Annotated in this window: 26 protein-coding genes and 1 tRNA gene; 15 read left to right on the top strand and 12 right to left on the bottom strand. The window is 43.2% G+C overall.

What is annotated here, in order from left to right; translation table 11 throughout:
* The first annotated feature begins 178 nt into the window (after positions 1 to 178).
* Genes NG798_RS17700 through NG798_RS17690 form a run of 3 tightly spaced genes read left to right on the top strand, consistent with a single transcriptional unit; the run spans position 179 to position 1,997 of the window.
* On the top strand, positions 179 to 1,417 hold the full coding sequence (locus tag NG798_RS17700; protein WP_375338977.1) for a YcjF family protein: 1,239 nt from the start codon (positions 179 to 181) through the stop codon (positions 1,415 to 1,417).
* Positions 1,418 to 1,471: 54 nt separating this feature from the next.
* The gene (locus NG798_RS17695) at positions 1,472 to 1,669 is read left to right on the top strand and encodes a hypothetical protein (RefSeq protein WP_261225016.1); all 198 of its coding nucleotides are present in this window, start codon (positions 1,472 to 1,474) and stop codon (positions 1,667 to 1,669) included.
* Positions 1,650 to 1,997, top strand: coding sequence for a type II toxin-antitoxin system PemK/MazF family toxin (locus NG798_RS17690; protein WP_261225015.1), 348 nt, complete (start codon positions 1,650 to 1,652; stop codon positions 1,995 to 1,997). Before NG798_RS17695 ends, NG798_RS17690 begins: the two co-directional genes overlap by 20 nt.
* A gap of 112 nt (positions 1,998 to 2,109) precedes the next feature.
* Here NG798_RS17690 and NG798_RS17685 read toward each other — a convergent pair whose 3' ends face one another.
* The 3 genes from NG798_RS17685 to NG798_RS17675 form a co-directional block, all read right to left on the bottom strand.
* Entirely contained in the window at positions 2,110 to 2,328 is a 219-nt protein-coding gene (locus tag NG798_RS17685; protein WP_261225014.1) for a YgiT-type zinc finger protein, read from the bottom strand.
* 127 nt (positions 2,329 to 2,455) lie between these two features.
* Positions 2,456 to 3,436 carry an aldo/keto reductase gene (locus tag NG798_RS17680; RefSeq protein ID WP_261225013.1) on the bottom strand — a complete coding sequence of 327 codons (981 nt, stop codon included), beginning with the start codon at positions 3,434 to 3,436 and terminating at the stop codon, positions 2,456 to 2,458.
* Positions 3,437 to 3,500: 64 nt separating this feature from the next.
* Positions 3,501 to 5,174, bottom strand: a complete 1,674-nt coding sequence (locus tag NG798_RS17675) for an AIPR family protein (RefSeq protein WP_261225012.1) — start codon at positions 5,172 to 5,174, stop codon at positions 3,501 to 3,503.
* A 312-nt stretch (positions 5,175 to 5,486) separates the two neighbouring features.
* Here NG798_RS17675 and NG798_RS17670 point away from each other — a divergent pair, with 312 nt between their 5' ends.
* From NG798_RS17670 to ilvA, 3 genes are all read left to right on the top strand, one after another.
* A complete protein-coding gene (locus NG798_RS17670) occupies positions 5,487 to 5,720 on the top strand; it encodes a DUF2281 domain-containing protein (RefSeq protein WP_261225011.1) in 234 nt (77 codons plus the stop codon).
* 3 nt (positions 5,721 to 5,723) lie between these two features.
* A complete protein-coding gene (locus NG798_RS17665; protein ID WP_261225010.1) occupies positions 5,724 to 6,113 on the top strand; it encodes a type II toxin-antitoxin system VapC family toxin in 390 nt (129 codons plus the stop codon).
* A gap of 61 nt (positions 6,114 to 6,174) precedes the next feature.
* Entirely contained in the window at positions 6,175 to 7,686 is a 1,512-nt protein-coding gene (gene ilvA / locus NG798_RS17660) for a threonine ammonia-lyase, biosynthetic (protein WP_261225009.1), read from the top strand.
* A 95-nt stretch (positions 7,687 to 7,781) separates the two neighbouring features.
* Here ilvA and NG798_RS17655 read toward each other — a convergent pair whose 3' ends face one another.
* Positions 7,782 to 9,017, bottom strand: coding sequence for a DUF4336 domain-containing protein (locus NG798_RS17655; protein WP_261225008.1), 1,236 nt, complete (start codon positions 9,015 to 9,017; stop codon positions 7,782 to 7,784).
* Positions 9,018 to 9,280: 263 nt separating this feature from the next.
* Between NG798_RS17655 and NG798_RS17650 the strand changes: the two genes are divergently transcribed.
* On the top strand, positions 9,281 to 9,850 hold the full coding sequence (locus tag NG798_RS17650; RefSeq protein ID WP_261225007.1) for a DUF3611 family protein: 570 nt from the start codon (positions 9,281 to 9,283) through the stop codon (positions 9,848 to 9,850).
* 19 nt (positions 9,851 to 9,869) lie between these two features.
* On the opposite strand, the gene NG798_RS17645 is transcribed toward NG798_RS17650, so the two are convergent.
* The 5 genes from NG798_RS17645 to NG798_RS17625 all read right to left on the bottom strand — a co-directional run bounded on the left by NG798_RS17645 (position 9,870) and on the right by NG798_RS17625 (position 13,696).
* A complete protein-coding gene (locus NG798_RS17645; protein WP_261225006.1) occupies positions 9,870 to 10,637 on the bottom strand; it encodes a hypothetical protein in 768 nt (255 codons plus the stop codon).
* A gap of 42 nt (positions 10,638 to 10,679) precedes the next feature.
* Positions 10,680 to 11,480, bottom strand: coding sequence for an ion transporter (locus NG798_RS17640; RefSeq protein ID WP_261225005.1), 801 nt, complete (start codon positions 11,478 to 11,480; stop codon positions 10,680 to 10,682).
* Positions 11,481 to 11,612: 132 nt separating this feature from the next.
* The gene (locus NG798_RS17635) at positions 11,613 to 11,864 is read right to left on the bottom strand and encodes a DUF2254 domain-containing protein (RefSeq protein ID WP_261225004.1); all 252 of its coding nucleotides are present in this window, start codon (positions 11,862 to 11,864) and stop codon (positions 11,613 to 11,615) included.
* Positions 11,865 to 11,883: 19 nt separating this feature from the next.
* On the bottom strand, positions 11,884 to 12,894 hold the full coding sequence (locus NG798_RS17630; RefSeq protein ID WP_261225003.1) for a mechanosensitive ion channel family protein: 1,011 nt from the start codon (positions 12,892 to 12,894) through the stop codon (positions 11,884 to 11,886).
* Positions 12,895 to 13,081: 187 nt separating this feature from the next.
* Positions 13,082 to 13,696, bottom strand: a complete 615-nt coding sequence (locus NG798_RS17625; RefSeq protein WP_261225002.1) for a hypothetical protein — start codon at positions 13,694 to 13,696, stop codon at positions 13,082 to 13,084.
* A gap of 343 nt (positions 13,697 to 14,039) precedes the next feature.
* On the opposite strand from NG798_RS17625, the gene NG798_RS17620 reads away from it, so the two are divergent.
* The 4 genes from NG798_RS17620 to NG798_RS17605 all read left to right on the top strand — a co-directional run bounded on the left by NG798_RS17620 (position 14,040) and on the right by NG798_RS17605 (position 20,006).
* Positions 14,040 to 15,014 carry a DUF2382 domain-containing protein gene (locus NG798_RS17620; RefSeq protein ID WP_261225001.1) on the top strand — a complete coding sequence of 325 codons (975 nt, stop codon included), beginning with the start codon at positions 14,040 to 14,042 and terminating at the stop codon, positions 15,012 to 15,014.
* 75 nt (positions 15,015 to 15,089) lie between these two features.
* Positions 15,090 to 16,064: an S-layer homology domain-containing protein gene (locus NG798_RS17615; RefSeq protein ID WP_261225000.1), complete on the top strand. Its 975-nt coding sequence runs from the start codon at positions 15,090 to 15,092 to the stop codon at positions 16,062 to 16,064.
* A gap of 593 nt (positions 16,065 to 16,657) precedes the next feature.
* Positions 16,658 to 18,541 (top strand): GTPase family protein, encoded by a 1,884-nt coding sequence (locus NG798_RS17610; protein WP_261224999.1) that lies wholly within the window; start codon positions 16,658 to 16,660, stop codon positions 18,539 to 18,541.
* A gap of 157 nt (positions 18,542 to 18,698) precedes the next feature.
* The gene (locus tag NG798_RS17605) at positions 18,699 to 20,006 is read left to right on the top strand and encodes an inorganic phosphate transporter (protein WP_261224998.1); all 1,308 of its coding nucleotides are present in this window, start codon (positions 18,699 to 18,701) and stop codon (positions 20,004 to 20,006) included.
* Between the two features lie 106 nt (positions 20,007 to 20,112).
* On the opposite strand, the gene NG798_RS17600 is transcribed toward NG798_RS17605, so the two are convergent.
* Complete coding sequence (locus NG798_RS17600) at positions 20,113 to 20,283, bottom strand: hypothetical protein (RefSeq protein WP_261224997.1); 171 nt, start codon at positions 20,281 to 20,283, stop codon at positions 20,113 to 20,115.
* A gap of 365 nt (positions 20,284 to 20,648) precedes the next feature.
* Between NG798_RS17600 and NG798_RS17595 the strand changes: the two genes are divergently transcribed.
* Together NG798_RS17595 and NG798_RS17590 are read left to right on the top strand one after the other, a co-directional pair.
* Entirely contained in the window at positions 20,649 to 22,424 is a 1,776-nt protein-coding gene (locus NG798_RS17595) for a DMT family transporter (RefSeq protein WP_375338975.1), read from the top strand.
* 198 nt (positions 22,425 to 22,622) lie between these two features.
* Entirely contained in the window at positions 22,623 to 23,732 is a 1,110-nt protein-coding gene (locus NG798_RS17590; RefSeq protein WP_261224995.1) for an endonuclease NucS domain-containing protein, read from the top strand.
* Between the two features lie 192 nt (positions 23,733 to 23,924).
* Here NG798_RS17590 and NG798_RS17585 read toward each other — a convergent pair whose 3' ends face one another.
* Positions 23,925 to 24,059, bottom strand: a complete 135-nt coding sequence (locus NG798_RS17585; RefSeq protein WP_261224994.1) for a hypothetical protein — start codon at positions 24,057 to 24,059, stop codon at positions 23,925 to 23,927.
* 77 nt (positions 24,060 to 24,136) lie between these two features.
* Positions 24,137 to 24,223 (bottom strand) — tRNA-Ser (locus NG798_RS17580).
* A gap of 174 nt (positions 24,224 to 24,397) precedes the next feature.
* On the opposite strand from NG798_RS17580, the gene NG798_RS17575 reads away from it, so the two are divergent.
* Positions 24,398 to 24,766, top strand: a complete 369-nt coding sequence (locus tag NG798_RS17575; RefSeq protein WP_261224993.1) for a 2Fe-2S iron-sulfur cluster-binding protein — start codon at positions 24,398 to 24,400, stop codon at positions 24,764 to 24,766.
* Positions 24,767 to 24,782: 16 nt separating this feature from the next.
* A complete protein-coding gene (locus tag NG798_RS17570; RefSeq protein WP_261224992.1) occupies positions 24,783 to 25,331 on the top strand; it encodes a thermonuclease family protein in 549 nt (182 codons plus the stop codon).
* The last annotated feature ends 32 nt before the right edge of the window (positions 25,332 to 25,363 follow it).

The raw sequence follows: 25,363 nt of genomic DNA, 5'->3' as shown, positions 1-25,363 counted from the left end.
TACCGGCTGGGGGGGTGTAGTGGTTGTTTTTTGAGAATTTGGCTGTTAGGGGTTAAGAAGGGAATTTTTTACAATACTAATAATAAGTGTTGGGTGTTTTGTTGTTTATTGATTGGGTGGTGTGACGATGACTGATAAAAAGGATGGGGATTCTAAGCAGGTAGGTGGGCAGGTGGATATGTGGAAAAACCGGCTGGGTTCGTTGTGGGGTGATGCGGCGACCCAGATTCGGAAACGGTTGCCGGTGGATCAGGCGAATCAGTTGGTTACGCAATGGTTTAGTGTGAGTGATGAGCGTTTGGCTGAGATTTTGGATAGGGTGAGGTCGGAGTTGCCAACAACGGAGGCGTTGTTGATTGGGAAGCCGCAGGCGGGTAAGAGTTCGATTGTGCGGGGGTTGACGGGGGTTTCGGCGGAGATTATTGGCCAAGGGTTTCGTCCGCATACGCAACATACGGAACGTTATGCTTATCCGTCTGAGGATCTGCCGTTGTTGATTTTTACGGATACGGTGGGTTTGGGGGATGTGAGTTTGGAGACGGAGGGGGTGATTGGGGAGTTGGTGGGGGAGTTGAGGTTGCCTAGTAAACGGGCTAGGGTTTTGATTTTGACGGTAAGGTGTACGGATTTTGCGACGGATAGTTTAAGGGAGATTGCTGCGGGTTTAAGGAAGCAGTTTCCTGAGATTCCTTGTTTGTTGGCGGTGACTTGTTTGCATGATTTGTATCCGGCGGATGTGGTGGATCATCCAATTTATCCGCCGCAGTTTGAGGAGGTTGTGCGGGCGTTTGAGGCGATTAAGGGGGGGTTTGCGGGTTTGTATGATGGGGCGGTGATGGTTGATTTTACTTTGGAGGAGGATGGTTATAGGCCGGTTTTTTATGGCTTGGAGGCTTTTCGGGATGCGTTGGCGGAGTTGTTGCCTTCTGCGGAGGCGGGGGCGATTTATCAGTTGTTAGATGAGAAGGCAGGCCGGGATTTGGGGAATGTATATCGGGAGGCGGGGCGGCGTTATATTTTGCCGTTTGCGATTATGGCCGGTGGTTTGGCGGCGGTGCCTTTGCCTTTTACGACGATGCCGGTGTTGACTGCGGTTCAGGTTTCGATGGTGGGTTTGTTGGGTAAGTTATATGGTCAAACGTTGAATCCTTCTCAAGCTGGGGGGGTTGTGAGTGCGATTGCGGGTGGGTTTTTAGCACAGGCTATAGGTAGGGAGTTGGTGAAGTTTATTCCGGGGTTGGGAAGTGCGATTGCTGCTTCTTGGGCGTTTGCTTATACTTGGGCTTTGGGTGAGGGGGCTTGTGTTTATTTTGGGGATTTGTTGGGGGGGAAGGTGCCTGATCCTGAACGGATTCAGGCGGTGATGCGTGAGGCTTTTGAGGGGGCTAAGGTGCGTTTTAAGGGGGTTAAGGGGTGAGGGAATTTGTTGGAGATTTTTTGATATTAAGATAGAGAAAGTAAAGGTCTAGGAATGGAGGTTTGGATGGATGCTTTGGTGGAAAAGTTAGAGGCAAAGTTGCGTGAGTGGAGGCCAGATGTTGCTGAACAAGTGCGGCAATATGTGGCGGAAATTATGGATATGGCGGATAGGGATACGCTAGATATTCTGCGTTCACGAGTTGTTGAGCAAGAGGTGTTAGATTTACTTGATGAATCCGAATCCGGGTGAGGTTTGGTTGGTTGATTTAGGTTTGGCTGCTAAGATGCGTCCTGTTGTGATTGTGTCTCGCTATGATGCTAATCCTCCGCGTGCTTTGGTTGTGTATGTTCCTTTGACTACTCAAAATCGAGGAAGTGAGTATGAGGTGGCTATTCCAAATGTGTCTTTTCTTGATAAAAATTCGGTGGCAAATGTGCAGGGTTTGGGTTCGGTGGCAACTGTTCGGCTTGAGCGTAAGTTAGGAGTTTTGCCAGGAGATGTGATGCTGAAAATTAAGGAAGCTCTTGTATTTGCTTTGGATTTGGTAATGGAAAGTGAAGATGATAATTTCTCATAAGGGGATGTTTTTTCTGGGGATTGGGTGTATTTATTAATGGTGATAAAGGTGGTGATGGGGATGGCTTGGGGGTTTTTATTTGGTTTGGAAGGGGTTAAGGGGTGAGGGTTTTTTAGGCGGCAAAGTTGTAGACGGGGGTTTCTACAAACCGGCTTGGTTGTTCTTGGTTGAGGATAATTTGTTGCAAGCGTTCTACGGTAGATGGGGAGAAATATTGCTCTCCTGTTTCTGTATTGATGCGGGCGGGTACGTTTTCAATTAAGAAAATTTTGCCGTCGATTTCTAGGGTGTAGGTGATGTTTTGTTCGATTAAGTTTTCATTGTTGTTCATGGTTGGTTTTCCTTTGTGTGAAATTATCGTTCCATTGATTGGGATCGGGTTGATAAAGGGTGATTATTTTGATTAGGGGGCGAGAGGGATAGGAGTGATAGCATTGGTTTCTTATTGCAGCCAAAGTTTATTTGGTTTGGAAGTTGTTTTGTATCATTTTTTTGGGGACACCGGCTGCGATTTTGTCGAGTTCTTCGATTTCGTTTTGGTCTAGTTTCCAGCCGAGTGATCCGATGTTTTCTTGGGCTTGTTTGAGGTTTTTGGCGCCGGGGATGGGGATGGTGTTTTTGCTGATGCACCAGTTGATTGCGATTTGTGAGAGGGTTTTGTTTCGGTGGTTGGCGATTTCTTGCATGGTGTTGAGTAGGGGTTGTATTCCTGGTAGCATTTGGGAAAATGCTAGGCTGCGGATTCCTTTGGGGAGGGGGGTATTTGGGGTGTATTTGCCGGTGAGTAGTCCGAGGGCTAGGGGGCTGTAGGCGATGATTTTTATTCCTAGTTCGTCGCAGGTTTCTTTGAGGTTTAGTTGGGTGATTGGGTAGGTGGAAAGGAGGGAGTATTGTACTTGTAATGTGGTGATGGGGATGTTTCTTTGGCTGAAGAGTTTATGGATTTGTTTTAGGCGTTTTGGGCCGTAGTTTGAGAGGCCAATGGCTTTGACTTTTTGTTGTTCGTAGAGGTCACAAAGTGCGTTTAAAAGGGGGATTTCTTGCCAGGGTGCGTAGTTGGCTGTTGACCAGTGCATTTGTACTAGGTCGATGTTTTTGTGGATGCGTTTTGATGAGTTTTCTGCGGCTTTTATGAAGGAGTTTCGGGTTAGTCTCCAGGGGTAGGGTGCGAGTTTTGTGGCGATGCAGATGTTGTTTTGGTTGGGGCCGTGATATTGTTTGGTGAATTGTCCGAGTAGTTGTTCGCTACGTCCGCTGAGTTTGCCGGTGCCGTAGGAGTCGCCGGTGTCGAATAGGGTGATGTTGTTTTGGACGCAGAGGTTAAAGACTTGTTGGAGTTGTTCGTCCATGTTTTGATTGTATCCCCAGAGGAGCCGGTTGCCCCATGCCCAGGTGCCACATCCCATTGTTGGTAGGTTTAGGTTTTGTTGGTTTTGCATTTTTGGTGTTTGGTGGCGGGTTTATGGTTAGTAACTAAGTCCTAACTTTATAAAAAATAATATTTTACGTCCAATGTGATTTAATCCAATCTTCAATTTCTTGGCATTTTGTAACATTTTTGAAAAGATTGGCAATGTATGAGTCGGGGTAAAGTTCATTAATAGCAGAAATTGTTAATTCAACTACACGATGAGTTACTTCGGGAACTTCACTAATCAGGGGTTCTACAGACTTTTTTGGATCATTAAAATTGATAGCGGTCAGTTGATTGAATACTTGTCTAGCTAAAAATCGATTTCCATGCACAGGTAACTTTGCTTCTTTGCCTTGTAAATTATTTTTTTCTAATTCTAGGCTCTTTTCAATTTCACGATGTACCTGAACTAGACGCCAGAGTTTAAGACTGGAAAGGCTTGGATTAAACAAAGCTTTATAAGGTTCTTTCGTGACATCCTCCCAAAGCGCGCCTATGCCGCTTTTTGCTTGTACCGCATAGGAAAGCTTAGAGTAACAGGCAAGAGCGACTGTTGCTTCAGTTAAATTAAAACCTTTGTTTGTATCTGGGAGACCATATCCTGCTTTGTAAACATAGTCAATTCCGTCTATCTTCAATTCATTTTGTAACCGTTCTTGTTCTGGATCTAGTGAAACAAAGTCTCGGTTTTCAATACGATTTTGAGTATTTGTTGTTCGCGTTACACGACGGGCAAAATCTTCCGGGCAATTTTCAAGAGATATAAATTTAATCATCACAGTTGCCCGCTCCACGTTCTCAGGTGATTTCGCATTTGCGGCGGCAATTGCTCCTACTGTTTGAGCACCATTGACAATAGTGACATCTTCACATACAAATGTACTACTATCATTTGAAGAACCACCTATAGGCTTTTTCTTAATTGTCTTGCATAAGGCCGTTATACCGTTGTTTAAATACCAAAAGTTTTCTGGTTCCGATGACAAAGATTCAATAATTCCTTGGTTAATTTCTGTTTTCAAAAATGAGCGAATATTTTTGTCAAATAGCCTTGGATGATAATCATTCCACCACTTAGCAACGTCACTGGATGCTACACGACCATAGTATGCAAGAAATGGTTCTTTTATTTGTCCCCATTCTTTTAATACAACTTCTAGGTTGATTGGTTTGCCTAAACCATCCTTAATCACGCTATATAAGTCTTTTTGCTGAAGAACTTGTAATTCAATAACATCTGAGGAGTCATTAATTTCCTTCATAAAGTCATTGAATATTATTTCAATTTCTGGACTTAATTTCGCTGCACCTGTATGAGCAAGTAACATAACAAAACGAGTCTCTGTGTTATTCATAGCTTTGTCAATCTCTGACCAACGATTTTTTATTTTTTTATTAAAGCGATCAAATCTTACATCAAGAATATCTTTTATCCCTTGAATAAATTTATGGCTATCTCCGCTGTCAATACTGCCTTTACCATCCTTATGCCACTTGGCTTGTACTAAAAATAGAGTTTTTTCAAGCTCATCAAAGTAAATTGCATCAAGGCCGTTATCTTGATATCCATCGGTTATACAAGCTGCTGCTTGCTCTGGAGTGATATCAGTCATGGCCAAAATTGCAAATGCAGCAAGTGCGCGAGTAAGGAAAAGAGATTCTTGATCTGATGGTGGTTTATTGGAAAAATCACTAATATCTATCAAGTTTTCAAAAAGAGATTTGAGCTTGGCCTCTATTTGACTAATGTGTATGATGCTCATAATTCAGCTAAAAGTATTGTAAGTGTGTAAAGCAATAAGAGTAGAAATTTTAGAAATGGGATACTGTCGCTCTGACTGGGATTATCCCATTGAGGTAAGTTTAACATAGATGATATCATTGATGTTGTAAAGAAAGATATATGGTTATAATCAACTAAATCCAATACTTTCAAGGAGATGCACTTTGTCTTGTCCTTTCCTTGAAGTAGTGAGATTCTTACCCTTAATGCTAATATCATGTTGGTATTGGGTATGTTACAGGCGTTTGCTATAGGAACTTGCCACCTTGCTAGTTAAAACATAGATCAGACAATGACTCCCAAAGAAAAACTCATTGAAGAAATTAACAATTCTCCTGATTTTCTTGTAGAAGAAGTATTAGACTTTCTCTTATTTGCAAAAGCTCGCAGAAACCAACCGGCCCCGTTAGAAGAACCGAAAGAGCCCCGTCCTTTTGGACTTGCAGCGGGAGAGTTTACAGTACCCCCTGACTTTAACGATCCATTACCTGAAGAGGTTTTGCAAGACTTTGAAGGAAACTCATAAGCGATGCAATTATTATTAGATACTCACATATTCCTCTGGTTGATTAGCGGGAATAATCAGCTATCAGCCAAGTTTAGAGAGAACATTCAAGAGTCTAACAACACTGTGTATTTAAGCGTAGTTTCATTGTGGGAGTGTATCATTAAATATCAATTGGGAAAACTACCTTTACCAGAATCTCCAGAAATTTATTTACCAAAACAACGCGAACTCCACAAAATAAAAAGCTTACGAATTGATGAAGCAAGTGTGGCTCAATTAATTAAATTACCCCCACTCCACCGCGATCCATTTGACCGTTTGCTAATTTGTCAATCGCTACAGCATAAGTTGATAATTTTAACGGCGGATTCGGCAGTGCTGGCTTATCAAATCGCTCAATTTTTACAGTAAAGTAGCCGGTGTCACAAATACAGTAAAATTATAAACCAACCGGCCCCTAACCTTTTAACCTATGTATTGCGATTACCTGGTTCAAATTCTCACTGCTCGCGTTTACGATGTTGCTCAGGAAACTCCCCTGGAAGTGGCACCAAACCTGTCAACACGGCTCAACAATAAACTGCTGCTCAAACGTGAAGATATGCAGTCTGTGTTTTCTTTTAAACTGCGCGGTGCCTATAACAAAATGGCACAATTACCACCTGATCTGCTGGCACAAGGTGTGATTGCAGCCTCCGCCGGCAATCACGCTCAAGGTGTGGCTTTGGGTGCAAAACGTCTTGGTACTCGTGCGATAATTGTGATGCCTGTAACTACGCCTCAAGTTAAAATTAATGCGGTGAAAGCTCGCGGCGGAGAAGTGGTTTTGCATGGGGATACTTATGATGATGCTTATGCTTTTGCTCGCCAGTTAGAAGCGGAAAAGAATTTAACTTTTATTCACCCGTTTGATGACCCGGATGTGATTGCCGGCCAGGGTACAATTGGGATGGAAATTTTACGGCAATATCAAAAACCAATTCATGCTATTTTTGTTGCTATTGGTGGCGGTGGTTTGATTTCTGGAATTGCTGCTTATGTGAAAAGATTGCGTCCTGAAATTAAAATTATTGGTGTCGAGCCGGTGGATTCTGATGCAATGAATCAATCTTTAAAGGCCGGTCATCGGGTGCGTTTATCGCAAGTTGGTTTATTTGCAGATGGCGTCGCTGTTCGGGAAGTTGGAGAAGAGACTTTTCGGCTTTGTCAGCAATATGTGGATGAGATTATTTTAGTGGATACGGATGACACTTGTGCGGCGATTAAGGATGTTTTTGAAGATACAAGATCAATTTTGGAACCGGCTGGTGCTTTGGCTGTTGCGGGGGCAAAAGCTTATGTAGAACGCGAGCAAATTGAGGGGCAAAGTTTAGTGGCGGTTGCTTGCGGTGCAAATATGAATTTTGACCGGCTTCGTTTTGTGGCAGAACGTGCGGAATTAGGGGAACGGCGGGAGGCTATTTTTGCGGTGACGATTCCTGAAAAACGGGGGAGTTTGCGTAAGTTTTGTGATTGTTTAGGACGCCGAAATTTAACGGAGTTTAATTACCGTATTGCTGAGGAAAAAGAAGCACATATTTTTGTGGGGGTGCAAATTCAAAATCGTGCGGATGCAGTGAAGATTGTGGAGAGTTTTGAGGCGCAAGGTTTAAGGACGATTGATTTAACGGATGATGAGTTGACGAAGTTACATTTACGGCACATGGTAGGGGGAAGATCGCCGCTTGCTCACCATGAATTATTGTATCGTTTTGAGTTTCCAGAACGTCCGGGTGCTTTGATGAAGTTTGTGGCTTCTATGAGTCCAAATTGGAATATTAGTATGTTCCATTATCGCAATAATGGTGCTGATTATGGGCGTATTGCTGTGGGTATGCAAGTTCCGCCGGAGGAAATGCAGGAATGGCAGGCTTTTCTTGATTCGCTTGGTTATCAGTATTGGGATGAAAGTGAGAATCCGGCTTATAAGTTGTTTTTAGGGTAGGTTTTTTGGGCCGGTTTCAGGCCGGCCTTATGTTGAAAGTTTGGGTTTTTTAAACCGCAGATGAACGCAGATAAGTTGATTTTTTTGTCGGGGGGTTATATTTTTTCTTTGGATGCGGGCACGATTCCTGATTTACTCAAGCCTTGATCAATTGCTCTCAACAATTTAAACTCAATTTCTGGCAAAGGATAAGTATCAGTTGCAAACAAGCCGGCACTAATGGCAGGGTGTTTTTCTAGGAAAGAAAAGGCTTGTCTAAACTGTTGTGGTGTTGCGTTAATGGGGGCATCAAAATGACAGGGAATAATTCTCTCAAAATTCCAACCGGCCACTAAATTTGCCCAGTCTATTGTTTCTTTGGGTGCACGATTTAATATCAGCGTTTGCAGAATCGGTGCAACAAATAACCGGCCATCGCCTCTCAACGCATCAAAGGCGCGTTTCCAGTCTGGCTGCCATTTAAAGGGAAATAAACCAAAATAACCTTGTCTGGAACGATCCTTTGCTTTGCCAGCATCTTGCCATGCTTCTTTCCAGGTGGGAACGTCTAAAACGCTGGGGTTAAAATACATAGCAAATAAACAAATTCTCTGCCATCCTTTACGCCGGCTTTCTTGTGTGTCTTCGATAATATCTGCTGCATTTTCCTTTGCATGATAAAGCAAAGCATAGGGGTTAATTTGCACAATAGGAGGCGGATTTTCGGGAATCGAAACTATCGAATCTGCGACTAATAATGTGCTGGTTCGCTTATCAAAAAAAGCTACTTCTGCAAACCGGCCTGGGCCTAAATAAACGGGCCCTAATATTGCATAATTAAATTGATTAGCAAACGGAGTTTCGCTGCAATCTTCTGGCAAAATATGCGTGCGTTGGCGGGGAAAACCAAGCCAAGTTAAAGGTAAATTTAATGGAAAACTCCACTGAGAAGGTGCAACATAAACTTGTGCTTTTTTAAAAAATCGCGCAAAGGGGCCCACAAAAACTTTATGTTCTAAACCAGAAATTGTGGGCAAAATAATATACTTAACTTCACCATGTTTCGCTTCTAACTCTCGCATCAGTCGCAGACATTCGCCGGTGGGTGCTACTGGAGCATACACTAGCAAACCGCCTTCTTCCAGCTTTACCACCGTCATGCGAATGGGGACTACAACGTAGAATATACCTTGTATCTGGTCAAATGTCCAAATCGCATCTTTGACGACTTCTTGACAAATTGTGCGCCGCTCACGGTAGGGATAAATTGGAAGTACCGGCCAAAAAGACCATGAAAAATCGTTTTTTTGTGCAGTTTGAGCCACTTTGCCACCAGGGGCGCAATTCCCCATTAAACTCTCTGAAATTGGAGTTTAGCAAATTGTGGGGACAGCGCTCAATTTTTCTTGCATTATTGTACGGCGTGCAACACGGGTACTTTTTAAGCAAATTGTTGCTTGAAAAAAGCGAGTAATCGGCGGTTGTTGGGTTTTTTACTATGCTTAACCCAACTTAGGGAATAAAGCTTTTATAGACAATATTCTTTCCCCAGACGGAGGCATAAATTTGGCCGGCGCTGTAAAATTCAACATAAGTGCAGCCACCCAAAAAACCTATGCAAACTCAACAAGAAACCTACTCCATCAGTCCAACTAAACAAAGAATTATCAGCGCATTTCGTGCCCTTGGTTGGCTTGCTTTTTGGGTGGAGTTAGCTTTTACTCTTGGGTCAGGATTAGTGTTAATTTTTGCGAGTTCTGGGCGAAATTTTAGCACGGAATTAAACCCCGGAATTAGTATCGGTATTTTTTGGGCTTGTTGTGCTGTTTTTGCGCTTTTTGCGAATATCTTTTTTGCCTATCGCTACACTCGAATCGCCAAAGGTTTAGCAAAACCTAATATTGAAGATCATCCCAGTAAAAGCGATACCCTTAAAATGCTACGTTTGGCAGTAATTGTGAGTTTAGTGGGAATTTTATTAGGTATTTTAGGTGCCGGTTCAACGGTGGGGGTTTTGGTGGCAAAATCTGTGTCCCAACCCCCCGGAGTTGCTATCACCGATGCTAACCGAATTATTCGGGCTTTAGATGTTTTTGTAGTTGTGGCAAATCTTAATGGAATTGCGGCTCATTTTGTGGGTGTAGTTACTTCTTTGGGGCTGTTAAGTTGGCTTCAGCATGATTAATTAAAGCCAGCATTTTTGCTTAAATAGCTATCAGTAAAGTGGCATAAATCGCCGCACCCAAAGCAAACGCCCAGAACCGGCTTTCCCTATTTTCGGGTAATTCTTCTTTAAGCGCATTCAAAACCACACCGCCGGCTAAAAAAGCAAAAAGTAATGCCAGAGAATTCTTATCAATTTCTGTGCCTATTCCAATCGCCCAACCGGCAATAATCGCTGCGGCCAAAATCCACCGGCCTACATGATCATAAATGTGTTTATGATTTTCCCGCAAGCCATAATCATTGACAACAAAATGTAAAGCCATTGCCAAGAAGAACAACAACAGACTCAGCAAACCTGGTTCTTCTCGGTGAACTAACAAATAACCAATCAAGGCATTATAAACAGCAAAAAAAGCAATATGTAGCCAAAAAATCTCTGGTTCTGTTACATCTCCGTTTCCCGCTTTTTGATTGCGGTTTCGTGACCTTAATGCGGCTTTTTCTAAACCATAAAATGAACTCATTCCTAACAAGGCAACAAGGTAAACATGGTGCTCCAAAAACCCCAAAACTTGCTCAGTCGCCTGATTAACCGTCTCCTGCGCTTCGCTGAGTTCGGGTAAAATATGGACAAAAATATAGGCAACTGAGACGCCGCTTCCAATCGAAAGCCATGCGTTGCGAGGAATTCCTTTTAAAAAAAGCAATTTTCCTGAAAAAATGTGAATAATGGCAAGAATTAAGGCCATTATTCCTGACAAAAACGGAAGGTAAATCAAACTCGAAGATTCTGCAACAAGTAACATAATTTTAGATTCCTCCAAGCGTTAAAATCGAACAAACTTTCTTTAAGCATCCGATTTTTGCTGCAAAAGCACTTGAATTTCTGCTCTCATGGCTGTAATTTCTTGATGTAATGCTGCAAGAGCCTTTGCACCGGCCACTTCTGCTTGCTCATCTTCTGCATCTCGCCCCACAAAAAACGTCGCCAACGCCGCCGTTACATACCCAAAAACAGCGAATCCATAAAGCGATAAAACCAGGCAAAGTACCCGTCCTTCTGCTGTTTTTGGCCAAGATTCTGACCCCATTGTTGTCATCACCATCGCCGTCCACCAAAGCGCCGTTCCGTAATCTTTAAAACCCTCTGTCGTGTCTTTTTCAAAGGCATACATTCCCGCCGATCCGATTAGTGTCACTACCAATGTTAGCGCGATTACATAACCGAAACCTCGGCGGCTCATACTTGCTCTCAGCGTTCGCATTCCCCGGTTAAGAGAACTAATCACGCGCACTAAACGCAGTCCTCGCGCTGCTCTTAAAATTTGAAAAACTCGCACGGCTCTAAATAAACGCAATGCCGGTAATAATAAGGAAAATGCTGTTAGCCAATTGGCTCTCAAATAACTTAATTTATTTGGAGCTAAAGTGAATTTGACAATAAAATCTACAATAAACAAAATCCATATCAAATTACTAATTGTTTCCAAAAAAGGATTTAACCCAAAAATTAAATCAATTCCCAAAAGCGCCAGCCAGGCAAAACCCAACAAAAACATGGGCGTTTCTAGCCAGTCCTCAAGTTGTTCGAGAACTTCCCAGCGTTCTTGTTTTAATGTACTTTTTTCTGAGGTAGTTTGATGGCTCATAATATTTGGAGTCTGATAATTACCTAATTTAAAAGCTATTTTTGACTGTGTTCAATGGCTCGTAATGCTGCTGGATAGCGCTCTTCAATATCTTGCCGATCTAACTGTTCATAAATTTGCCGTCTTGCTCGCTCAATTGCAGTGGCATAGTGCAATAAACAAATGCTGTTTTTTTTGGTTGCTTGTGCGTTCTGCAATGGTGGCAATTGCCTCTAAAAAATGAATCATTACCGCTACACTTGTGCTTCCATATTGGCGAATTTGATTAAAAGCAGCATCAATAACCCCACTAAATGTTACCGGCTCAACAATCACCCGCACAAAGTTATTTTTGTCATAGCGATAAGCCGAGGGAAATTGTTTGACAGCGAGAAGAAATCCCAAAGCTTAAAAAGCTTAACTTTCATTCGTGATTTTGGTTTTCAATGCTACTGTTACCGTTTGTTTGGGATCGCATTTCCGCTAGTTTTCTCAGAGAACCGCCAATGCTGCGTGGTTTTGGCACATTTCCCTGGCCGGCGGGCCATCCTTCGCGTTGCCGGCTGCGATCTCCATCGGTTTCTTCGGTTTGATCATGAAATAATATTTGTTGGGTTGGAAATGGCAAATCAATTCCATTTTTCATCAGTTTGTTTTTAATGGCTGTTAATACTTTGTCGCGGGAATCTAAGGTGCTGGCGCGGTTGGGTGGATTCACCCACCAACGAGCACGAATATCGACCGTACTACCTGCAAGTTCCATCACCAAAGCATCGGGAGCGGGATTTTTTAATACTTCGTCTACGCTGGCAATTGCTTCTAAAATTAATTGCTTGGCTTTGTGAATATCATCACCGTAACCAATGCCAATATCATACTCGACTCTGCGGTGTTCAAAGGCGGTATTAACCATCACGGCATTGGTAAAAAGTTCTGAGTTGGGAATGACAATTCGGCGTCCGTCATAGGTTTTAATGGTGGTGGCGCGAGTTTGAATATTCTCGACGGTTCCCTCAAAACCTTTATAGACAATTTGGTCGTCAATTTGAAACGGTTCGGTTAATAAAATTAAAATGCCGGCGAGGAAGTTTTGCAAAATGTCGCGGAAGGCAAAACCAATAGCAACTCCACTGATTCCCAGCAGTTGAATTAAATCTCCGGCTTTGAAGGAAGGTATGACGATGGAAAGGGCAACAAATAGACCTATTAAAATCGTGATGCCTTGCGACAAACGACCGAGAACTAATCCTAAATTTCTGGCTTGCCGGTGCCGGCGTGTCAGGCGTTTAACGCTGTATTTCAACACCCTTGCTATGAAAAAAAAGATGAAGAAAACGATGGTGGCTAAAATCAAATTTGGCAACAACACAATTAAGCTATTGCCCATGTTTTGCACTTTTTGCCACGCTGTTGCAACGGATGTTTGGAAAGTCATAAATGCTGGCTACACAAACTTTCTTGTTTATCGTATTTAAAGATTAAAAGTTTTGCCTCTATCTCTTGACTTAGTTTGCCAGCCGGTTACAAAAAATAAAGGCTACAAAATACTCCGACAATGGTTGTATTTGTCGGAGTTTGGCGAATGCAAAGATGAGGAGCGCATTGTATTTTATTGGGGATTTTTAGGAATAAACGCGAGGTTTGCGAGCGCCCACGGAAGCACCAATCATTGAGGAAATTAAACCAAGTAAGGAACCAAATAAAAATGACCATGCACCTTTAGCAGTATTTGCTGCGGCGTTGCGAGCATCGTTTATGCTTACATTAGGGGCTTGGTTGGGAATATTAACGCCTCCTGGTTGTTGCACTTGATTTGCAATTTCGCCGGCATTAGAAGCCACTGCTCCAAAAAGACCAGAAATGCCGCTGACTAATAACCAAGAACTCAAAGCTAACGTGGTTCCCCACAAAATAGCTGCATTTAAAAGGGCTGTTTTTTTGTTCATTGGGCCGCAAGAAAGCGCCATTACCCAACTACCTAAAAACAGGGAAATCAGTAAGCTAATAATTGACCAAATTCCTACTCCTAAACCGACGTTTCCTGCATTAGCACCACTCGCACCGGCACTGAGTCCAATCGCGGCTCCCAATGCGCTTAAGATTAGCTGGGTGCTAATAGCAATAACAATTCCGCCGATAATTGGGCCCCAGCGAACTCGATCATGGTAATCAACAACGGGATTAATAATTGCGGGATCAGAAAGTTGATTGCCTGTTCGTTCTGAATAAGAAGTCATAAGGGTTTTTTTTGTTGGGTAAATTCTGTATTTGAAATTTATTGTATCGAAAATTTTTATTAATTATATCTATCGTTGGTTATAAGAGTTGAGATCGCTCTCACCACCCCTAGCTTATTCTCAAAGATACAGATCAACAAACGTAAATTCAATGTTTACAGAGGTTTGTGGCTGGGCTAGAAAAATAATTTAGGGATTCATCTATCAAAAGGGGTAATTATTTAAAGGCTAAATTGCTAGGGTTTTTCTAGTGGCTAAATCTTTCAGAAGGATGAAGTCGGAAAATTAAATTTTTTTTACAATACAAGGAATAATGGCAGAAAAATTATAGGATAAGACCATCATGTTACTTTACAAAATAGATGATTTTCATCCCCAATATCGTCAAGATGTGTTTGAGGGGGAAGATATTAAAGGGTTAGATGTCTATGCCGGCACCGGCGATGATAAAATTGGCACAATCGATACAATTTTAGTGGATGAAACGGGGAGTTTTCGCTATTTTGTTGTTGACACCGGCTTCTGGATTTTTGGCAAAAAAATATTAATTCCTATTGATTTTTGTCGCGTAGACTGGAATGAGCGACGTGTTCAAGCCACCGGCTTGAGAAGTAAAGATCAAGCAGAACAACTGCCCCGATATGAAGATGGCATCGCCGTTGATGATGATTATCAAGAGCAAGTGCAAGGAATTTATCGCACCGCAACGGTGGAAGGCTCGGTGCCGGTGGAAGCTTCTTTGCCATTAGAAACTACGCCCATTGTAGATCGTCATAGGCCGCTTAGTATTCCTTTAGAAGTAGCACCAACGGTAGAGAAAAAAGAGCCGGTTGTGCCACCATCGGCAGTCTCGCCAAGTCAACCGAATAACAGTTATGAACCAGAGCCGGCATTGGATAAAACGAAAAACTACGATCAACAAATTAAATTATTTGAAGAGCGATTAATTGCCAACAAAAAGCGAGAGAAAGCCGGTGAAGTTGAAGTTAATAAGCGTGTCGAAACTGAAACAGGACGAGTATCTGTTCCTGTCGAAAAAGAGCGGGTAGTAATTGAGTCTGTGCCAATAACTCCTAGCCCTGAGCCGGTGTTGGCAGATAACGCTTTTAAAGAAAAAGAAATCGTGCGGATGGAAGTTTACGAAGAAACAGCGAATATTCAAAAGCAGGCTGTTGTGCGTGAGGAAGTTAAGATCCGCAAAGAAGTTGATCGCGATACTGTGGAAAAATCAGCCACCCTGCGCCGCGAAGAATTAGAGGTAAAAACCGAAGGAAATCCTGAGTTAAATCAGTTGAATTCCCAAACCAAAGACCGTTAAAAGATGAAAAAGCCGACTTCTTTTTATCTCGGCTTTTTTGACATTTGTTAACTAGCTCAATAACGGAGAATAACTATGATGTTTAAACACTGTAATGTAAATTGGCTCAACCTGGGCATTTGCTCATTATTCCTGGGGGTAGGTGCGGCTTATGTTGTCTTAGAAACGGAGCCGGTGGTGGCTCAAAAAAATCAACAGATGTTTCCCGATGTCAAGCAGAATTATTGGGCAAGACCTTTTATTGAAAACTTAGCAGAAAAAAGAGTCATCAAAGGTTATCGAGACGGAACATTTAGACCCAATCAAATTGTAGATCGTGACGAATTTGCGGCGATGATTCGGCAAGCCTTTGAGGAGAGAAAAATTACGGAAATTCCCAGCGGAAGTTACTTTAAAGATGTGCCAAAAGGCTATTGGGCTGCTCCACCAATCGAAGAAGCCTACGAAACAGGATTTATGAAAGAATACCAGGGAAATTTGTTTAAACCAGAGCAAGGAATTACCCGCACGCAGGCGATAATTGATTTAACAAAAGGCTTGAATTTAGATTATAAGGGGAAAACCAATCAAGCCGCTGTTGTTCCTCAAAAAGCAACGCCGCCAAAACAGTCTAAAATTGCTAAAAATCGGTTATTATTTCCCCTTGCTTCAACGGCTTTGATGCAGCCGTTAATGCCGGTGATTGCCTCGCTACCACAGCAACAGAAACCGGTAAATGCTGCTCCGCAACAAGCTGCAACAACCGCAACGTCATCGAGTGATAATGCGGCTTTAGATTTGCTTAAATCTTATTACCAAGATGCTGATAAAATCCCCAAAAGTGCGGTTAATAATGTAGCGGCTGCAACGCAGGCAGATATTGTGGTGAATTATCCAGATCGGAGATTTTTCAAGCCTAATGAGATGCTTACAAGGGGCTCAGCGGCGGCGTTAATTCATCAAGCATTAGTTTATCGTGGCGAGTTACAACCTCTTCCCAAAAATTCCGAGGCTGCGAAATATATTCCTACTGCTGCGGCAAAAAGAGACAGCACGGCTCAAGCTAAATAAGGTGTTTTAAAAGTGGTTTTGATGGCGGCTGCGTTTTTTTGTGGTCGCTTTTTTTATGGGTTTTAGTGAGGGAATTTTGGGGTGAAGGGTTGTGTTATTGCTTCGGTTAACCTAGCGTCTTTTCCGTTAAAAAGCCTCTCGCCATCAAGCTTGAATTAACTATAATCTTTAGGTTAATGCTGAGTCTTATTTTTTTTAAGAGCGCCGTTTAACCCAGCTTTGAGAGCGTTTTTATTTTTCTGCATATACTCAATCGCAATCTGCTGGTGTTGATAGGTATTCAATCTGATCTCATTACCCAAATACTTCACAAAACCACTATTGATGTAATCAAGATTACCTTTGTACGAAACCTCATCAATGGTCAATTTTACATTGAGTAAAATAACTATCAACCTCGAAAAACTCAGCAACTGTATGAACCCGGAAGAAACGCATATCTGCACCCCATTATAAAAAGTGGTGACTAACTTTTTATCACACCGGCCCGCCTCGAAAACTTTTATCCTCCTCTGATACCACACCCACACCCTCCACCATCTCCGCACAAAAACGCCAAAATAAAAATATACCTCAATTCACAACCTAAAACCATGACCCGACTACAACCCTGGCAATGGATTATTTTAGCCCTACCCATCACCGGCATTATCGGCTTCATTTTAATAGCCGCCGGCCAGCAAATTCACGAATGGGGAATTAACTGGATCTGGGCAATATTTACCCTCATATTTCTTGCCTGGCGATGGCTGCTCGTTAAATGGACACAACCGGCCCGCCAACAAATAGAAGCCATCATCGCAGACATCAACCAAGAAATAGAAACCACCCCCAATAACACCAACACCCAGCCCCAAACAGCCCTCGAAGAAATTATCCTAAAATCACAAAATGATCCCCCCATTTGGGAAGACTTACAAACCTTCTGGCAAAGATGTCAAGAACTCGTAACCGCCATCGCCCATATCTACCATCCCGAAGTCAAATATCCCCTCCTTTCCATTTACATTCCCCAAGCTTATAGCCTGATACGAGGCACAATTGATGACATGGATCGATGGATGCAAAAACTTTCCCCCGCCCTCAATCAAATCACCGTCGGACAAGCCTATGAATCTTACAAAATCTATCGCAAACTAGAACCTTCCGCCCGCAAATTACTACAAGTTTGGAACTGGGCACAATGGCTCTTAAACCCCGCATCCGCCGCCGCAAGAATTGCCACGAAAGGCGCCAACAATAAAGCCACCGAACAACTGCTTGGAAACCTCAACCAAATGTTACGAGAAGCCGCCCTCAAAAACTTGTGCCGGCAAGCAGTCGCCCTTTATAGTGGTGGCACACTCCCCCTCGAATTTACCACAACCCAACCGGCCCTCCCCAAAGCCGAAACCCAAACCCTCAAAGACATCCTCAGCCAAGCCGAACCCATCACAGAAGTCGAACAAAAACCCCTTAACATCATGCTTGTCGGACGCACCGGCGCCGGTAAAAGCAGCCTCATAAACAGCCTCTTTCAAGCCGACAAAGCCGAAGTAGACATCCTCCCCAGCACCGACAAAATCAAAAACTACCACTGGACACAAAACGACCAAACCCTCACCCTCACTGACACCCCCGGTTACGAACAAGTTAAACGCGACGACCTCCGCGAGACAGTGCTAGAGTATGCTACCAACGCTGACTTGCTCTTACTTGTCACCCCCGCCCTTGACCCTGCTTTGCAAATGGACGTAGACTTCCTCAAAGAAATTTATACAGATGTAGAAGACCTCCCCGCCATCGCCATCGTCACACAAGTAGACCGCTTGCGTCCCATCCGGGAATGGGAACCGCCCTACGATTGGGAATGGGGCAACCGGCCCAAAGAAATCTCCATCCGCGAAGCAACAGAATATCGCACAAAAACCTTTGGCGAATTATGTGAGTTTGTTTTACCCGTTGTCACAAGTGATATCAAAATAAATCGCACTTCCTGGGGCATTGATGCCTTATCTTTAGCACTTTTAGACGCCATTGAGCCGGTCAAAAAACTCCGCCTTGCTCGCTTTTTACGCAACCTTGAAGTCCGTACTGTTGCTGCTGCTAAAATCATCGATAATTACACCTTTCAAATGGCAACAACCCAAGGCTTAACCGCACTTTTAAAAAGCCCCGTTTTGCAATTTATTTCAACCTTAACCACCGGCTCTCCCACCCTCGCAAATTTACTCGCCACCCAAATCCCCGTAGAACAATTACCCGTCGTTATTGGCAAACTGCAAATGGCCTATGAACTCTACTCACTTTTAAATAACGGCGATGAAAAAATGCCCAATTTTGACTTATTGACTTTGTGGCCTTTGCTCTTAGAAAATCAAGCCACCCCAGAGCGAAATGCTTGGGCCTTTGGTCACGCTTTGATTGAGTTTTGGACGCAAAATTTAACCGTTCAGCAATTGCGAGAGCGTTTTGAGTCTTATCTTCAACAGCAATAATATTTTTTACGCAGAGAAACTGGCAGATAAGGTGCGATAAAAAGCTATCTTCCTACTCTGTTAACCTCTGCGTAAAAAACTCCCTCTTTTAGAGGATTTCACAGGCTCTTATTTTTCGCTAAACTTTAACCTTAAACTTTTTATTTCCCTACTCACCATGATCATTTTTGCAGCAATTCTCGCTTTTTACGTTGCCTGGAATTTAGGGGCAAATGATGTCGCGAATTCAATGGGAACCTCCGTCGGTTCAAAAGCGCTTTCCTTAAAGCAAGCTTTGCTAGTAGCCGGCATTTTAGAGTTTTTGGGTGCCGTGCTTTTTGGCAAAGAAGTCTCCTCTACCCTTGCCACAGAAATTGTCAATCCAGAAATGTTTATTAATAAACCCGCAGTCTTGATCACCGGCATGATGGTAGTGATGGTAGCCGGTGCTTTATGGGTTCAGGTTGCAACGCTTAAAGGTTGGCCGGTTTCTTCTTCTCATGCCATTGTTGGCGCTATTGCCGGCTTTAGTTGGGTAGCGGCAGGCAAAAGTTCCGTAGATTGGTCAAATATTGGCATCATTTCCATTACTTGGATTCTCACTCCGGTGGTGAGTGGAATTGTTGCATCAGGTTTTTATGCTTGTATTAAAAAATGGATTTTGCAGCAAAATGAGCCGATTAAACAATTGCAAGAATGGATACCTTGGTTGAGTTCTGCGTTGGTCGGAGTCTTTGGTTTTTTAGTTTTGCCTTCGGTTTTGGCACCGGCTCATTTGTGGCTCATAAATCACACGGGTTTAAATTTTCCTGCTCACGATCTTAGCGTGTTGGTGGGGGCCGGTGCAGCAGTCTCTATAACCTTCTTTACCTGGCACAAACTCAAAACTCTCTCCTCTCATTCTGTCGCTGAGTCAAGTAACTCTGGAGAGTTTGAATCTCCAATGGAAAATGTAAATTTTAAAATCGAAAAAATATTAGGCCGCTTTCAAGTTTTAAGCGCTTGTTTTGTGGCATTTGCACATGGTTCTAATGATGTGGGAAATGCTATCGCACCTTTGGCGGCTATAAATTATATAAAAAATACCGGCACCGTTCCTCTGGAGTCTTTTAACTTGCCTTTCTGGGTTTTGGTATTGGGAGGACTGGGTATTGTTGCCGGTTTGGCAGTTTTGGGAAAACGAGTCATTACGACGGTGGGTGAAAAAATTATTGAGTTACAACCAAGCGCCGGTTTTTCTGCGGAGTTGGCGACGGCGACGACGGTTTTGGTAGCCTCGCGGTTGGGGTTGCCGGTTTCCACTTCTCATGCGCTGGTTGGCGGCGTCGTAGGAGTTGGAATTGTGCGGAGTTTGCTCGAAGGCAAAAAGCAGCTTGAGGTGAGTGGCGCGACATTGCGAGGCATTTTGTGGGCGTGGGTAGTGACAGTGCCCATAGCAGCCGGTTTGAGTGCCCTAATATTTACAATTGTGAGCCGGTTTATATAACCCCCCAACCCAAAAAAACACACCCCCGCAAAAATCCCTAAACCCATCCTATTCATCTGTGGGGCGGGCATCCTGCCTGCCTTACCTCTGCGGTTAAATAACCCCATCACCAATCACCAGTTCCCTCCCGATTACCCTTACTAGGATAATCCCGTTGAGGCAAAAACCCCCAACCGGCAGCTTCAGCCCCCCAATTGCGAAATATTTTGATGGCGGCAAAAATTTTTGTAAAATGCCAGTTATAGGTTTGTTTCCAAGCAGCCGGCCAGTTGGGCATTTCATCCGCTGTGCAGCCCGGATCTCTGCTTCCAGTGCTTGAGTGTGCTGGTGAAAAATAGCTTCTAAATCTTTGAAATGTTCTTCTGGTGAGCGCATAACCGAATTTCTTGGCTTGTGACGCCCCAAAGCAGGGATAGAATAATAGCGCTGGGGTGCAAAAGGTTTCAAAGACGCATTTAGCACGAATTTGGAAAAATTTATTTCAAAATCATAGAAAAATGCGTCCAGTGGTAAATTATCACATTTCTTTATGGAGAATTGCAGCAATTGATTAACGCAATTTGCCAGAATACATAGCAAGATTGACGAACGGATTCGATTTGATTAGAACCCAGATAGCAACTAACTAGAGGATAGATACTAATGGGGCCTTTGGACAATAGACCAGATAACTTGGGTGCCGGTGATTCAAAAGCGGCAGAAGCGGCTTTGAAAGCTGTCACTCAGGAGCTCAAACATTTACAGCAAGATTTGATTTTGCATTTGGCGCAAGATTTCACTCGCCTTGTCGGTGAAAAATACCGGCTGAGTGAGGATATTGATAGGCTGCGAGTTCAGCAGCAGCAATTGAGATTGCAGCAAATGGATAGCCTCTCACAACGCGGTTCAGCCGAGCAGCAAGCTCTGGCGCAGCAAGTCGCGGAAATGGTTGCAAGTCAAATGCAAGCGAAGTTGATGTCCCGCTTGGATGAGATTGCCGACGGAATGCGCGGCTCACAGATCGTAAGTGAGACACAACCAACCCCGCGTGATCGTCGGGGTGCGGGGGTATATTTGGCGTCAATTGATGGGACGCTGATGGCTAATTATGAGGAGGTAAAGCAGGAAATCCAGCACACTCAAAGTGTGATGATAGAGCAGCTTAACCGGCTTAATAGTTTGCAGCAACAAGGTGAGGTGATTATTGAGCGGCTGGTTAATCGTTTGATTGAACAGTTGGAGATGGATGCAAGTGCGGTAGATATTGCTCATCTCTCGCCCGAAGATATACAAAGGTTGATGGCGGCTGAGCCGGCTACTCAGTCTGGGGGGTTGGTGCATACGCCGCAATCAGTGCCGGTGGTGCAGCCTCAACCTGTGCAAACACCGGCAACTGCACAGGCACCGGCAAAATCAGCTTCAATGGTGCAAATTGGGGTGCTTTTGGCGTTTTGTTCGGCGGTGGTTTTGTCGCTGTTTAATGTCTGCATCAAAATTATCATCAAGAGCAAAGCTCCTCGGACAATTTTAGGTCTTTTTCAGTTGGAGGGGATTGTTACTCCGGGGTTTGGAAACTCTCTGTTAATTTTGCTATTTCGCACGATTGTTGTTTTAACAATTCTGCCGATTTTAGCAACTTTTTTGTATCCCAATGTTTGGCAAGATTTGAAAAAGTTTGTCACTTCCAAAGATCCGGATCAGTGGTTAAAAGTGGTTGGTAGTGGTTTCTTTTTGTTTTTGTCTCAGGTTTTAATTTATATTGCACTTGGGAATATTCCGACTGGCATTGCCATTACAATTTTCTTTGTTTATCCCATTGTTACGGTATTTGCTTCTTGGGTTCTATTTGGCGACCGGCCTACAACTCTGCGTTATATCTCGATAGGGGTAATTGTGGCTGGGTTAATTTTGGCAACGGTGCCGGCTTTTGGTCAAAAAGCTTTTGGTGATGTTGGTCTTGGGGTAGCGAGTGCTTTAGGTTCTGGTATGACGTTTGCGGTTTATATTTTAACTGCTGCTTTGGGTCAGAAAAAGTTACACCCCATCCCGTTTACTTTTGTTGGTTTTGTAACGATTTTGGTTTTGTGTTCGGTAAGTTTATCATTACCTTTACCAAAGAATTTAGCTGTGCAAATTGCTCCGAATATTTGGCCTCAGTTAATTGCTGGCGGTGCGGTTTTGGGGGTGTTGACTTTGGCGAGTTATTTGCTGAATAATTTTGCGATTCGTTTTGCAGGGCCGGCTTTGGCTTCGATTATTGGTGCAAGTGGGCCGGCTTTAACTGCTTTGTTTGGTTTTCTGATTATTAAGGAGATGATTTTGCCGGTTCAAATTCTTGGTTTGTTGGTGGTTACTTCTGGGGTGGCGGCGATGAGTGTTGAGAAGTTATTGGCTCAGAAAAAGCCTGCTCCTGCACCGGCACCGGCTGCTTCAAGATAACGTTTTGGATGGTTTTTAAAAAGCCGGTTTCTTTAAGGAGCCGGTTTTTTTACCCAGTTCTAAGTGGCAAATTTTTAACCATTCCCGCACAGCAAGGCTTAAAAAATTTTACACAATATCTGGCCGGGTCAAAAGCCCTTGTCATGGTACAATCAGTCTCACACTACAAAGGCAAGCTTTTTTTAAGGCAGGGTCAAGATGGAAAAATACGTCAGTTTAAGAAAAACAGGAGCAGCGTGGGTATTTGAAAGCGAAGCAACACTAGAAGATTTTATCTGGGCGAATTTAGCACAATTATTTAATTTAACTCCTTTAAAGCGGCAATTTTCTATTAGCGGGCAATATTGCGATATTTTAGCTGTTGGAGAAAATAAACAGTTAGTGGTGCTTGAACTAAAAAACACTGAAGATCGATATGTTGTTCAGCAACTCACCCGTTATTATGACGCCTTGCAAGACGAAAAACCTTTCTCCGAACAAATAGACTACTCTCTGCCTGTCCGCCTTGTCGCTGTTACACCGGCTTTTCACCGAGATAATTTTACAGATCGAAAGTATCACCATTTATCTATTGATTTTTGGCAATTTCAAATCTTAGAATCCGCCGATCTTTTTAATTTGCACATCAAAAACATTGATAGTGGCGAAGAAGTATTAAAAGCCGAACTTTTCAAGAAAGTGAAGGATGCCGATGCTAATCTGCCTGAGCCTCCTCGGTTACTTTTTAAATTTATAGACAAGTGTAATGAGGAAGAAAAACAGGCAATATTGAAACTACGCCGGCAGATTCTCAGCTTTGACAAACGAATCAAAGAAATTACCGAATCCGGCAGTATAAAATATGGAAGAGGTAAAACAAAGCTATTTGCTGAGTTGCGTTTTGATAATCAGCGAAACAGTCCAGCACTTTTCTTGTGGCTACCTTATATGAAAGGATTTAACACAAGATTTACTGCTAGGATGAGAGTCTGGACTGATTGGGAAAACGTCTCGGATGTTGCTTATGTTCGTAAGGGAATGGGCATAATTATAAGTGAAACCGAGTTTAGATTAGGAACCGTTTCTCCGCCAGCAAAGTTACTTCCTTCCCGCTATTATGGTCAACAAGCTAGGGATGCTTTTTTAAACGATATAACGTTCCGCGAAAACCACATTAATGCAATTTTAAGACAACCACAAGATTTACGTTACAATGGGGATTTTCCATTAGCACTGAGCATTTCATACTATCTAAAATTGATAGAATCGTCTACCGATTTTAATTCTTTAGAAAAGATAGTTGAGATGGCTTTAGAAACACGACGCTAAAACATAACTCAGCCGTGTTATTCTTCACGGCTGGCGCTTATTTCGAGCGTTTGAAGCGTCTCAAACCGACCCCCATCAACGCACTGGTCAAAATGCTACACTAACAAAAAACAGCGTTTAGGGCTTAAATATATGCCTTTTTCCTATACATAAATTTTAGGCCGGTTTTGTTGAAGAATTCCTACGGCTTTTTCAAACTACATTTGCTTTCACCGGCACCCCATCCCATCCCCACATTTCAGCCAACCCCACCGCCTCAAAATCCTTACAAAAAATATCTTGTTTCTTTACCCGCATGGCTATGACGTTTACTACCAACATACCCATCCTAACGATTTCATAATTCCTTACTTAAAAACCCGGCCTCTTGACGAAACCGGGTTTTTAAAAACTATTTTTTTCAACGGAGAGGGAGGGATTCGAACCCTCGTTGAAGTTACCCCCAAACAGCATTTCCAGTGCTGCGCCTTCAACCACTCGGCCACCTCTCCAGGCGGAAACTAGCAAATTAATTTACTAGCCACAAGATAAATACGTTAGCAGAACTTACCCCATCTTGGCAAGAGCTTTTCCAAAAAAACTTTTTCACCCCCACCGGCAGCTAGACCCAGACCCCCGTTTTATCGTACCCTCTACAAAGTGAACCATCCTTGCCATAACTCAACATGACCCCAACCCATAAAATCACCATCCACCACCGGCAGACCGGTAAAACCTACACCGTCACTGTCCCCGAAGACCGCTACATCCTCCACAGTGCCGAAAATCAAGGCGTAGACCTTCCCTTTTCCTGTCGTAACGGCGCCTGTACCGCCTGTGCTGTGCGTGTCAAAACCGGCGAACTTTACCAACCTGAAGCTATGGGACTCTCGCCCCAACTGCGCGAACAGGGTTATGCTTTACTCTGTGTGAGCTATCCGCGTACAGATTTGGAGGTGGAAACTCAGGATGAGGATGAGGTCTATGAGTTGCAGTTTGGCCGGTATTTTGGTAAGGGTAAGGTGCGGTTTGGTTTGCCGCTTGATGAGGATTAAGAATTTTTAACCGCAGATGAACGCTGATAAACGCAGATGGGTTTACTGTTTGTTGCTGATGTTTTTGTTTTTGGTGGGGGGGTGTCAAAAGCAGGTTAAGCCACAAGGAATCACGGTGCCGGTGCAACGAGTTTTGTCTGGTCAAAGTTTGGAAGTTTCTGGCAGTTTGGAAGTTTCTAATCGAATTCGTCTCATTGGTGTTGATGCACCTGATTTTAGACAAGAACCTTGGGGCGAACAAGCTAAACAACGGCTGCAAGAGTTGATTAATAATCAGCAGGTTTTATTAGAGTCTGATGTGGAAAGTAAATATTGTTTTGAGAACCGCTGTACTCTGCTTGCTTATGTTTGGGTAAATAACAAACTGTTAAACGAAGAACTGGCTAAAGAAGGCTTGGTACTCGCATCCCCACGAGACCCTAACACCAAATATCAAAAACGCCTTGAAAGTGCCCAAGAATACGCAAGAATAATGGGTTTAGGAATTTGGAACCCCGAAAACCCCATGCGACAAACACCGGCAGAATTCCGTAAACAAAGAGAAAATAACACAGGAACAATGTAGGGTCATTACCCCCCTATCGGCCCCTATTTTCA

The organism is Ancylothrix sp. D3o (assembly GCF_025370775.1).
GTDB lineage: Bacteria > Cyanobacteriota > Cyanobacteriia > Cyanobacteriales > Oscillatoriaceae > Ancylothrix.
Note: the sequence above shows the minus strand (reverse complement) of the source record. Positions and strands in the feature narration are given on the sequence as shown.